The sequence below is a fragment of the Bacillus sp. RCC_6_1 genome (assembly GCF_041360755.1).
Taxonomy (GTDB): Bacteria; Bacillota; Bacilli; order Bacillales; family Bacillaceae_G; genus Bacillus_A; species Bacillus_A cereus.
The window spans coordinates 108,451-119,538 of sequence record NZ_JBFUPV010000015.1 but is presented as its reverse complement, the minus strand read 5'-3'; the positions used below and the strand labels follow the sequence as shown (position 1 = coordinate 119,538).

Here is an 11,088-nt window from a genome sequence, read left to right as displayed (position 1 = left end):
CATGTGTTGAACAATCCTGAATCACCTATTTTGCCATTAATTAATGTAGAAAGAGTTCGTGCTATTGCAGAAGGAAACGACGAAGTAATTTCAGGTAATGATGCAAGAGGTATAATAGATTATTTACTTCAAGTTAATAGTTGGCTTCAGGAATATAATATTAAATTAGTATGGTAGATGTAATTTTCAAATAAAGAGAATAGCTGAAACATTAATGACCTAAGTAAACCGCATTTCCAATGGATTAGATAGTTATCTAATAATTGGAGATGCGGTTTTATAAAAAATAATAATATGTTTATAAATGTAAAACCTACGGAAACTTTTCCTGTGGGTTTTTTAAGTAGTTTTTACGAAATTATGAGTGTTTTTTATTTTGTATTTCAATAAGTTCATCTTGTACCATTTTTATATAATATTCTTTTTCTGTTAGTTCAAATATAAATAATGCTTTTTTCCAGTTATAAACAACATCTTCTACATTGTGTTGTTTAATCTTTAATAAACACTGACCTTTTAAATAGAATAGTTCACCTAATAGGTATAAAGTATTTAGATTAATTGCTAATTTGATGCCCCTATCAATGTATTTTATTGCCTCTTCATGTTGATATATGAAGTCTAAACATTTTGCTAAATTGAAAATGATTTTTAATTTAATTTCTTTATCTCTAGGAAGATCTAACTTATTAAAATTAGTTAAACATCTTTTTAATATCTTAATACTTTTTTCATATTCTTTGTTTTCTCCATGAAATATAGCCATTGTCTGCATAATATGTATTTCTCTTTCTGATAAAAAATCAGAATTGGTTAAAGTTAGTTTTAATGCATGATTTAAAAGAGTTAAAGCAGTTTTTGTTGATCTATTTACCTCAAATATAGCGATCGCTTCATGCCATATTAGAAATTGTTTCTCTTCTTTTGTTTGAAAATTATTTAAGTTTTTCTCTTTTTTTACTATTTCATAAAGTTCTTTATATTGTTTTTGCTTTAAGCAATCTTTTATTACATATTTTACATTTTCTGTATATTTTAATCTTTTGTTTTGAGTTAGTGCAAATATATGATTCGGATCAATGCCAAGTCTTTCTGATAATTGATATAACAATATGCTAGATGGATAAATCACACCTTTTTCGATCTTGCTAATTTGACTTTGTGAACAAATTCCATGACACAATTCGGATTGTGATATGTTTTTTTTTATTCTAAGTTCTTTAATGGTAATACCCAAATCGTTAAATTCCATTTTTTCACCTACTATTTAGCACTGTATTAGTATAAGAGCTTTCTCTAACTTTTAATGTAATGTAAAATTAATATATTTACAATTGTTATTTGTTTTAAAGGAATTACCGTTTCCATAGGATGGTGAGGCTTTTATTATGTACAAAAAAAGACACCCTAAGGTGCCTTCCTCCGACTTGAACCACGTTCATTTAGTATAAACTTATCCGTATTATCCCTTTGTTATACGTGTAAACACACCCTATAAAACAGAATCGTCTATATACACCAGATTGTTAGTTTACAAAGTACAAGAGATTTGAGATCAGTATTAGAGTGACGCGACACCTTCCATAATGATTGGTATGTTACGCCTTTCAAAAGAATCTGCTTTATAGAATGTATCCACGTTTATTATTTTACTATATATAAAATTCATTCGGTGTATTTTTTCCAGATATGTATAATTGCATAAAGTTGATGGGAAAATCAGAGTATAATTTGGATTGTGTAATAAAGATAAGGCCCACCTACGGAAATAGGTGGGTTTTTGTTGGGTATTACTATCTCATTGCACACAAGGGAATTTCTATTAAAATCATAGCATATTTTTATAGTTCTTATATTGAGAAATAAAGAAAAGACACCCAAATAAGAGTGTCTTTTCCCATAGTTTTTTAGCAGAAGCAACTGCATCCGATAATGATTAAAAGTATAAAGAGTACAACGAGTAAAGCAAAAACGTACTATTCTACATTATCTGAATTAAAGGTAGCTACGAAAAATAGAAGTATTCCTGACCTTGTAAAGAAAGGTATTGTAGATCGAGAAGGAAATGGATTTACTCCAGGTGATGATGATACATTTTATGTAATGTTCACATTCGTAGATAGCGGTGAAGACCAAAATGTATTTCAGGGAGATGCATTGAAATTAAATTGAACGTTTAATTCCATGCAAGCAAGCGGTGAAGAAAAGTAAGTGTAATAAATTTGTATACTCTATGTTTAAAATTGTAACAAGAAGCATAAGATGGCCGTTTTGATCAACTTATTCCTTTTTAGTTTGCGGTCAACGTATGCTTCTAATATGTATACAACAAAAATAACAACTAGCGCCTCGTAAGAGGTGCTAGTTGACATGAAATTCGTTATTGATACTGAAAAAGGATCTTTTTTTAAAAAAAATTTGGTCCATTTCTATATTAAGTGTAGTTTTTTCTATATTTAATTAATTTTATATACTGAAATAAAATATTTGTTAAATTTTTTTATCTACCACCAAATCCAGGTTGCATAGGGGCAACTTGGGGGAACATGACCCCACCATCAGCACCACCAGGTGAAAGTTGAGAAGCTGCAACTGGCGCTAATCCAAGACTAACATTTCCACCAACTACATTAGGGAATACAATTACCATCAATTTAATATTTTTCAAGTTTCCCAAAAACTGAAATAATTACTAAAGTCTTTATAAGGAAATAGAAAGCTTTTTAATTCTTGACTAATATCTTCTAGATGCCCATATATATTATCTGCTGCTAAATTAATGTCCTCATTAAAATTATATAGCTGTTCATCTACATAACTGAATCCCTCACAGCAATCATTATGTATCAAATTAGATATAAATGGTTTTATTTTCAATACATTTTCTTCATTTAGGATAAATTTATCCCATAACAGCCCCAGTATTATTTTTACGGGTAATTTTTTATCATACGTTCCTTTTACGTTTTTTAATTTAGGTACGATGTCAACCAACTTATCATTACTAGATAGAGAAACTTCTATAATTTCAATAGAAGGGCTATCTAATGCTTCAATTGTCTGATCAGCCCAATCAATTATTTCAGTTTTTGAAAATAAACCAATTTGTAACCCTATACTCAGAACCTCAGCTATTATTTTTATATTATCGATATATAAAACTCCTTAGATTTTCTGATAATTATACATCGCAGTAACCTAAATTTCAAAAGGTTGTTGCTAGTATGCAGTAACTAAAGGGATTTTTAAACCTAGGATTTCTCCACATTGTTATCAAGCTAAAAAATAAAATCTTTCCTAAAACGAAAAAAGATGAACAAAATAATAAAAAGGCTCATTTCTATTTCTTTTTTAGTTTCTATTCCTTAGTAAAAGAACTTAGTAGATGAAAAGGTTAGATTGCACAATTAATTGGGAGATAAGTACAAGTAACTTTGAATCTCTTGAACAAATACTTCTAATTTATTATATATAGAAACAGATATAATAAATTCACCCTTTCCTATGATTCTACAGAAAGAATTTTTTTATATTTGTAGGATAGTTTTAGATACAAAAACACAGGAATTTGCAACCTATACATGACTAAATGTAAAATATATATTGCATTAATGTTGTTAATAATTTAATATATAAAATATAAGATTTACGGTGTGAAGTTATCTTTACAAGTGAGGTGTATTTAATGTCTTTAAGTAAAGTGAAGATTGCAAGGGTTGAAAAAGGTCTGACCCAACAAGGGTTGTTCAATATTGTAAATGTTACACGACATAACATTAGTATTATTGAAAGTAATAATTATAACCCTTCTTTAAAACTTTGCATTCATACAGCTAAAACACTAGATAAAAGTTTAGATAAATTATTTTGGGAGGAATTTTAAAATGGAAAAACTAAAAAAATGGTTTTCACTCAGTACACACCCAGATGAAAGAATCCAACAAATTGAAATGAAAATTTGGGCTCAATCTGGAATTATTGTCCTACTTATAGCTTTTGTTGATTTTATAATAAGAGGAGCATATCTACACCGTCCATTTTTAGAATGGGCTGCTTCATTAGCCATTATAATTTTTTATATGATATTCTTTTTTATTAAATCTATTTTGACTGGTATTTATGAAACAGATATTAATAATAAAGAACAATTAAATGAAAAGTTAAAAGAAAAAATGAGTAATACCTTTATTTTATGTTTTGTCGCAATAGGTGCTACCACATACAAATATAACTTACCTGAAGATTTCGTTGGATGGTTATCAGTAATAGCAAGATTTATTATACTTTTTGCTTTCCTATTTGGTATTCAATATCTTATTACAGTATTAGCATGGAAGAAATCAAATAAAATTTAATAAGTATAGACAAAAAAGCTTATCTTTTAGCACTTAATGATAAGCTTTTTATTATTTTTTCATCTTTTTTCGTTTGGGTGTACAATGAATTTCTTAGCTTGATAGCGATGGGATAGAACCACATCGCCATTAAGCGGAAGTTTTATAATACTCCAGAACAAAATTTCGTGCTAACTTGTAACAAAAAAACATGTGAAATTGCCCATAGATAACTATCTTATAGTAATTACATAAACTAGTGTGTGATATAATAATATAAAGATATTACATTTAAAGGGGGATTCAAATTGGTTAAAAACTTACCTTTACTAATAGTGATTTTACTACTTGGTATAAGTTCTTCTACGTTAAGTACGAATGGATACTTTTCTCCAGTTATAGAAGGGTCTTTAATGATTATAAGTATTATTTTAAACATTGCTGCAGTGATAGGTTTATCACTACACGTTCTTGTATACCAACCTATGAAAAGATATGAAACAAATTTAAAAGAGACATTTAAATAAAATAATTATATTCGAGGTAACAACCCATCGTTATTGAGCTAAAAAATGTATCCATAAAAAGAAAAAATACGCTATTCTTTCTGTAGAATCATAGGAAAGGATGGCGTTTTTTAAATTTTATAGATACTTTGTGGTAGCCTCAAGTAGGAGGATTTAGCACAGGCAAACAATAATATCTTTTGTCTAGAAAGGAGAATGTTTTTTGAAATACACATTAAGAAAAAAATTAAGGGTGTTTTTTATAGGATTACTAGTACTAGTAATAATCGCTTCTATTTTTGTTTATTACAAGTTTTTAACACCTTCAGCAGATATTCAACAATACAAGGAGTATTATGCTCCAAAAACAACACAAAAAGTATTGAATCAAGGTGAGGTAAAGGTCACATTTTTAGGAACATCATCTTTACTATTTGATGATGGAAATACACAATTAATGATTGATGGTTTTATTTCTAGGCCATCCTTACCAAAAATGTTGTTCAGCAATATAAAAACAGATGAAGATACTGTGGATAAAGCTTTTAATCAAATAGGGGTTGATAATAATAAACTTAAGGGATTATTTATTGCACATACACATTATGATCATGCGTTTGATTTAGCTTATATAGCTAAACGAACTGGAACACATGTATATGGTTCAGAATCAGCAATTAACATAGGTATTGGTGGTGATATAAATAAGAACCAGATGTCTGTATATGAAGTAAATAAGGCTATGAAGTTTGGTGATTTTACTGTTACTGTCCTTCCATCGAAACATTCACCAACCTTTGATGAAGGAGAAAAAATAAAAAAGCCACTTAAACAACCTGCTAAAGCCCTAGATTATCATGAAGACTCTTCTTATGATTACTTGATTACACATAATAATAAAACTTTCCTTGTTAAACCAAGTGCTAACTATATAGAAGGAGTATTAGATGATATTCGAGCTGATGTCTTGTTTTTAGGAATAGGGGTATTAGGAAAGCAGGAAAGTACTTTCCAAAATACGTATTACAAGCAAACTGTACGAAAAGTACAACCGAAGCTTGTTATTCCAATACATTGGGACGATTTCAACAAACCATTGACAGATACTCTTGAAGCCATGCCTAAATATGCGGACAATACCAAAAATGGATTAGATTTTATAATTCAAAGGACAAAAGCAGATAAAATTGATTTTCAAATACTTCAAGGTTTTAGAAGTATTTACTTCTAAAAAAGGGATCCACCACACCTCTATCAAGTTAAGGAACATAAAAAACGATAATAATGAACTTCTGCGCTAAAAAAGACACAAAATTTTCGTTTAGGGGGTAATCTGTTCTGTTAGCTTGATGGATGTGTGGCGGTACCCTATCACTATCGATTTAAAAGAATGACTGCCACGTTTTATGCAAATATTAATTTGTTTTGATTGAAAATAGATTATAAAATTAATATTTAAATATAAAGAATTTGAATATTAATATGTTATCATTTAAATAATTCAAATATGTAGTACAAAGTCAATATTTGTAGCTGAGTTCGTTTATACATATGAAAGAATTAAATTATGAAAAGGCGGTATTTATTATGAAAGCAATTAAATTAGCAGGTTTAACAATTGCAGCAGGTTTATTATTGGCAGCGTGTGGTACTGAAGAAGCGAAAATAGAGCAAGATGTGAAGAAAGAGGAACAAAAAGAAAAAGTTAAAGCATTTCAGGCAGAAAAGCAGCAAGAAGATAGGAAAGTAACTGTGCAACAATCGACGGATACTTCAAAACAGCATGAAAATGTAGTAAAAGAAACAGTTAAAGAAGAACAAAAAGCAGAGTCAACGCCTGTTGAACAACCGAAAGTCAGCGGGTTAAATGAGGCACAAGCAAAAGAAAAAGTGGAACAATCGATGACAGCACAAGGCCAGGGAGCGCGTAATAAAGATGTGAAATTAAGCCAATTAGGCATCGAAACAGCAAAGGATGGAATAAAGGTGGCTGCACAGGCGCAAGACGTCCATATTGAAGCAAAAGACAATCTAACTCGAATTGTTGTTATAGTTCCAGCTGGAACAACGAAAGAACGAGCGCAACAAGTAGGCGACATAGCAGCGCGCCAGGTGGCAAGTTTTGGGGCAATGGGATTAAATGTAGATTTGAAAGTACCATCAAAAGATTATTTAGGGGAATATTGGGAAAATTTCTCTGGTGATATCGGTATCTATGACAGTAACAAAAAACAATTAGTACGTGGATATATTTCCAAGCTAAATCCAACAAAAATTAAATGGTAAGAAAAACAAGGTCCCTACACAATGTGTGGGGATTTTTCCATAAAAAAAACTTAAGGGGTCTTCCGACGATTCGAATTGTCGTATAGTAATGCATGGTAATTAATAAAATTAACTATACAAATAATATATTATACTTTCATGTATTCTAGCTGATATAATGTGTAAGGGAATTATTGGTTAATTAGTAATACATATATGTTATATTAGGGGGATACATAAGTAATGTTAGATGCTATTTTTGCAGTTGTAGAAATACTCTTAGGTTTTTTCGCATTTATAATAGCTTTGTTTGCTTATCTCTTTTCAACAGGAGAAGAAAAGCGACAAGCAAAAGAGGATTTAAAGGAGCTTTCTAAAACTGCTCTCATCCCATTTGTAGTGTTTGTAATCGTAATATTATTTTTTGTTATTAAGGTAATTGATCATGATAATAAAGTTGAACAAGAACAACAAAGGCTACATGAAGAGAACTATCAACGTTACCATAATAATGGTAATTCTAATCTTGATAAAAGCCTGGAACAAGATAATAAATAATATAGATAAGAACCTCGCCATTTCCATAAGATGGCGAGGTTCTTACGCATAAAGAAAAGACACCCTAAGGTGCCTTTTCTAATAGTTTTTTAGCAGAAGCAACTGCATCCGATAATGATTAATAGTATAAAGAGTACAACGAGTAAAGCAAAGCCTCCAGCAAAACCGCAGCCTTCGCCGCAACTACCACCATATCCCATAATAATAGTTCCTCCTTTAGATAAGAGGGTAAAACTAGGGGGTATTCCATGTGTTTTAATGGGTTCAATTTACCTTATGTTTTTATGTGTGAATTGAGCAGGTCCTTTTGAAAATAAGGGAAGATAAATTAATGTGTTTCCCTTGAACGTTGATAAATTACACATTTCCAGGAAAACAAACTACTTAATTATATAAATGATAGGATTTTTTAATGTAATGTATTAATCCTAGCAGAAGGGAGGATTAGCCATGCAATTAGTTTGTTTTAAAGTAGTAAATGGACAATACTTTTTAGTTGTAGAAGGTATCGAGATTCCTGCGCCAATTCCAGCGTTTGCTGCAGCTTTATTAATTGGTTTAGGAGTAATCCCACTTTGTTCTTAATTTAAAGAATTTCAAACAGCTCTATCTTTCAATCGATAACCCCTTAAGTATATGAATGCTTGAGGGGTTTTTATAATAAAGAAAGAAAAGACGCCATAAGGCGTCCCCGCAATTAGGTAGATAAGACTTTAGTTTTCCAATCTAAAGAAATTTTGTATCAGTTCTTTGAAAAAATATCATAATATCCAATTGAGTTATTATACATTATTACATTCTTCTCTCAAACCTTCTAGATTCTATTTGATAAAATAGAATCCTAATATTACTAAAAATCAAATAAATGTTTCTAAAAACCCTAAATATTTATAAGGGTAACAAAAGTGATACATTTAAGGTGCAAATTATAAAAAATATAAAAGGAGGGTGAATAAAGCGGTATTTAAAAAGGGCTATTATAAACGGTGAGCAGTTATACAGTATATGAAACTGAATCTTGTTAAAAAATGATACTCATTTGAGTGTACTTTCTGATTTGAACCAACTTAATTAAAATAATGAAGAATCATCATTTGTTTATTCTGATTTCTGGAAAAGTTTTAATAGTTTCATGCTGAACAAACATACTTTTTAGAAAGAGGAGAGATTATTGATGGATAATCAATTACTATATCAACAGCAAAAAAGAGAAAATGCACTTGTGATTGGAGCTGGTATTGCAGGATTGCTTACTGCACGCGTGCTTTCCAGTTATTTTGAGACAGTGATAGTTGTTGAAAAAGATGAGTTACCTCAAAAACCATCTGAACGTCCAGGTACACCCCAAGACTTTCATCCTCATCGTGTATTACCACGCGGAGAAATAATTATGAACCGTTTCTTTCCTGGATATGTTGATGATTTATTAAATCTAGGGGCCCATAATGTCAAGAATGATAAAATGATTCGATTTTCTCCGTATGGGGCACTGGAACTAGTTATAGAACGAAAAGGTGCAGCAAGCAGTCGAGCATTGTTAGAATGGACAATCCGCCAACGTGTGCAAGAAATTCCTAATGTACATTTTTATTCAAAGCAAGCGGTGACAGGCCTTTTAGCTTCGTCTGATCACAAGCGTGTTATTGGAATTAATATTCAAGAACGAGACGAATTAAAAACAAAGCGAACTGTGTTAACCGATTTGGTAGTTGACACATGTGGTCGTCAATCTAAACTCAATAAATGGCTTACATCTATGGGATATGATGTTCCAGAACCAGAACGTTTAAAGGTGAATTTTGGATATAGCACGAGATATTATAAAGTACCTTCACATATCAAAGAGAAATTGAGTGCAATTTCTGAAGGAGATCCTGCTAAAAACGTTGGTGCTGTAGGGCTATTATATATTGAAGATAACATAGCTCAAGCGCTACTATTTGTTGCTGGAGGTACGCACTATCCACCAACCAATTCAAAAGAATATGAAAAAGAACTGGATTCTTTAGTTACTCCTATGATGAGAGAGTTAATTAAAGAGTTAGAACCAATTAGTGTCCCAAGAGGATTTAGAGCGCAGGAGTCAACTCGTCAACATTTTGAACAAATGGAAAATTGGCCATCTGGATTATTAGTGTTAGGTGATGCTTTTTGTAACTTTGATCCCATTTATGGACAGGGGATGACCGTAGCTGCTATTGAAGCTGAAATGTTAGATACTTGTTTAAAAGAACATTCTACTCATAAACCTGGATTCGAACGCAAGGTGCTGCAACGTATGCAACAAGCTATTGAGCCGGCATGGTGGCTGAGTTCAATTGCGGATTTACGTTGGAAAGGTGTTGAACATGTAGGAGCTGTTCCACTAAAAGGTGTGAAATTTGCACAGAAATATTTTGATTTATATCTTAAACAAGCTGTAAAGCAAGCGAATGAGGGTAATTCATCCAAGCTCCAAAAATATATAATGATGAATGGGCTAGTTCATTCGCCTCATGAGATCATTAACTCAGATATGTTAAGGATGTTAATCAATGGAGATGAGTCTTCAGAAGAGAATGAACTTTTGAACGAACTTGGAGAAGTAAATAAGAAATCAATGCAAGAAAGAATACATGAACTCATCCCTTCCTTTACGTTAGCTTTTGAGAATAGCGTTCCAAATCTGTTCTCATCCATTTCAATTTCTAATGTCAAATGAGGAAAAGAAACATTGCTCTAATTAGGGCAATGTTTCTTTTATTAGATAAGCAGTATTTAATCAACTACTTTTTCAATTGTTGGCATTATAGCGATTGGTGGTAAAGAGTACGTCCAAGCAGCAGCGTATACGTTTAATTTTTCACCTAATTTGTAGTTTTCACCATTGGATACAGGTACTCTTAAAATTTTATTTTGGGAAACTAGCTCCCACCAATTATTCTGATAATAAAGTGCTTCTTCTTTCGTAAAAGTATCAGCAACAATTAAGTAATTATCGTCTGCTGAAATAATATAGCCCGTGAAAGGTATTTGTATTCGTACCTGTTCCTCCTTAATTGGAGAAGTGTTATTGGCTGTATCCGCAGAAGCAGGTGTTAAGCCAAAAGTAAATCCGCACCCTAATGTTAATGTTGTAACTACTGTTAATAATTTTTGTTTTTTTGAAAACATAATAGAAAGCCTCCTTAAATTTTATTACCACACCAACACCTTTCTATTCATTTAGATATAAAGCCTTTCTGCATTCAAATATTTAACAATTTTGTCATAAATAAAACAAAATTGTATGTGATATGTATTTTTTAGAGTGATTTATGATATAATTCACTAGGTAAAGTATTTTCGTGGTTCATCTCTATATAGTTTTTTACCCTACTTACTCTGTAAAATATTATTGGTGAAGAGAGAATGTTTTCTCTCTTCTTTTTTTATTTGACATTAAT

At 31.0% G+C, this 11,088-nt stretch carries 13 protein-coding genes and 2 pseudogenes; 9 read left to right on the top strand and 6 right to left on the bottom strand.

What is annotated here, in order from left to right:
• Positions 1-358: 358 nt before the first annotated feature.
• Together AB6801_RS26925 and AB6801_RS26920 are read right to left on the bottom strand one after the other, a co-directional pair.
• Positions 359-1,252 (bottom strand): helix-turn-helix domain-containing protein, encoded by an 894-nt coding sequence (locus AB6801_RS26925; protein ID WP_016090527.1) that lies wholly within the window; start codon positions 1,250-1,252, stop codon positions 359-361.
• A 655-nt stretch (positions 1,253-1,907) separates the two neighbouring features.
• A pseudogene (locus AB6801_RS26920) lies at positions 1,908-1,970 on the bottom strand (YjcZ family sporulation protein); the annotation flags it as partial.
• A 10-nt stretch (positions 1,971-1,980) separates the two neighbouring features.
• Here AB6801_RS26920 and AB6801_RS26915 point away from each other — a divergent pair.
• Positions 1,981-2,172: pseudogene (locus AB6801_RS26915) on the top strand (TasA family protein); the annotation flags it as partial.
• 328 nt (positions 2,173-2,500) lie between these two features.
• On the opposite strand, the gene AB6801_RS26910 reads toward AB6801_RS26915, so the two are convergent.
• Together AB6801_RS26910 and AB6801_RS26905 are read right to left on the bottom strand one after the other, a co-directional pair.
• The gene (locus tag AB6801_RS26910; protein ID WP_176521920.1) at positions 2,501-2,668 is read right to left on the bottom strand and encodes a hypothetical protein; all 168 of its coding nucleotides are present in this window, start codon (positions 2,666-2,668) and stop codon (positions 2,501-2,503) included.
• Complete coding sequence (locus AB6801_RS26905; protein ID WP_098377909.1) at positions 2,665-3,153, bottom strand: hypothetical protein; 489 nt, start codon at positions 3,151-3,153, stop codon at positions 2,665-2,667. Before AB6801_RS26905 ends, AB6801_RS26910 begins: the two co-directional genes overlap by 4 nt.
• Before the next feature lie 532 nt (positions 3,154-3,685).
• Between AB6801_RS26905 and AB6801_RS26900 the strand changes: the two genes are divergently transcribed.
• The 6 genes from AB6801_RS26900 to AB6801_RS26875 all read left to right on the top strand — a co-directional run bounded on the left by AB6801_RS26900 (position 3,686) and on the right by AB6801_RS26875 (position 7,663).
• A complete protein-coding gene (locus AB6801_RS26900) occupies positions 3,686-3,883 on the top strand; it encodes a helix-turn-helix transcriptional regulator (protein ID WP_061663106.1) in 198 nt (65 codons plus the stop codon).
• Position 3,884: 1 nt separating this feature from the next.
• Complete coding sequence (locus AB6801_RS26895) at positions 3,885-4,355, top strand: DUF6773 family protein (RefSeq protein ID WP_000413129.1); 471 nt, start codon at positions 3,885-3,887, stop codon at positions 4,353-4,355.
• A 287-nt stretch (positions 4,356-4,642) separates the two neighbouring features.
• Positions 4,643-4,861, top strand: a complete 219-nt coding sequence (locus tag AB6801_RS26890) for a hypothetical protein (RefSeq protein ID WP_000240396.1) — start codon at positions 4,643-4,645, stop codon at positions 4,859-4,861.
• Between the two features lie 202 nt (positions 4,862-5,063).
• Positions 5,064-6,071, top strand: a complete 1,008-nt coding sequence (locus AB6801_RS26885) for an MBL fold metallo-hydrolase (protein WP_098377910.1) — start codon at positions 5,064-5,066, stop codon at positions 6,069-6,071.
• A gap of 320 nt (positions 6,072-6,391) precedes the next feature.
• On the top strand, positions 6,392-7,126 hold the full coding sequence (locus AB6801_RS26880; RefSeq protein WP_003304189.1) for a hypothetical protein: 735 nt from the start codon (positions 6,392-6,394) through the stop codon (positions 7,124-7,126).
• A 222-nt stretch (positions 7,127-7,348) separates the two neighbouring features.
• A complete protein-coding gene (locus AB6801_RS26875) occupies positions 7,349-7,663 on the top strand; it encodes a hypothetical protein (RefSeq protein ID WP_000882894.1) in 315 nt (104 codons plus the stop codon).
• Between the two features lie 89 nt (positions 7,664-7,752).
• Here the strand turns inward: AB6801_RS26875 and AB6801_RS26870 are convergent, their stop codons facing one another.
• Positions 7,753-7,863: a YjcZ family sporulation protein gene (locus AB6801_RS26870; protein WP_000540371.1), complete on the bottom strand. Its 111-nt coding sequence runs from the start codon at positions 7,861-7,863 to the stop codon at positions 7,753-7,755.
• Positions 7,864-8,113: 250 nt separating this feature from the next.
• Between AB6801_RS26870 and AB6801_RS26865 the strand changes: the two genes are divergently transcribed.
• Complete coding sequence (locus tag AB6801_RS26865) at positions 8,114-8,248, top strand: hypothetical protein (RefSeq protein ID WP_001177696.1); 135 nt, start codon at positions 8,114-8,116, stop codon at positions 8,246-8,248.
• Between the two features lie 589 nt (positions 8,249-8,837).
• On the top strand, positions 8,838-10,364 hold the full coding sequence (locus AB6801_RS26860) for an FAD dependent oxidoreductase (RefSeq protein WP_098377911.1): 1,527 nt from the start codon (positions 8,838-8,840) through the stop codon (positions 10,362-10,364).
• Between the two features lie 56 nt (positions 10,365-10,420).
• Here the strand turns inward: AB6801_RS26860 and AB6801_RS26855 are convergent, their stop codons facing one another.
• Positions 10,421-10,816 (bottom strand): DUF3221 domain-containing protein, encoded by a 396-nt coding sequence (locus AB6801_RS26855; protein WP_000491766.1) that lies wholly within the window; start codon positions 10,814-10,816, stop codon positions 10,421-10,423.
• Positions 10,817-11,088: the final 272 nt, after the last annotated feature.

Coding starts and splice junctions, on each gene's coding strand:
- AB6801_RS26925 (WP_016090527.1), bottom strand. CDS start 1,252: ATGGAATTTAACGATTTGGGTATTACCATTAAAGAACTTAGAATAAAA.
- AB6801_RS26900 (WP_061663106.1), top strand. CDS start 3,686: ATGTCTTTAAGTAAAGTGAAGATTGCAAGGGTTGAAAAAGGTCTGACC.
- AB6801_RS26895 (WP_000413129.1), top strand. CDS start 3,885: ATGGAAAAACTAAAAAAATGGTTTTCACTCAGTACACACCCAGATGAA.
- AB6801_RS26880 (WP_003304189.1), top strand. CDS start 6,392: ATGAAAGAATTAAATTATGAAAAGGCGGTATTTATTATGAAAGCAATT.
- AB6801_RS26875 (WP_000882894.1), top strand. CDS start 7,349: ATGTTAGATGCTATTTTTGCAGTTGTAGAAATACTCTTAGGTTTTTTC.
- AB6801_RS26870 (WP_000540371.1), bottom strand. CDS start 7,863: ATGGGATATGGTGGTAGTTGCGGCGAAGGCTGCGGTTTTGCTGGAGGC.
- AB6801_RS26865 (WP_001177696.1), top strand. CDS start 8,114: ATGCAATTAGTTTGTTTTAAAGTAGTAAATGGACAATACTTTTTAGTT.
- AB6801_RS26860 (WP_098377911.1), top strand. CDS start 8,838: ATGGATAATCAATTACTATATCAACAGCAAAAAAGAGAAAATGCACTT.
- AB6801_RS26855 (WP_000491766.1), bottom strand. CDS start 10,816: ATGTTTTCAAAAAAACAAAAATTATTAACAGTAGTTACAACATTAACA.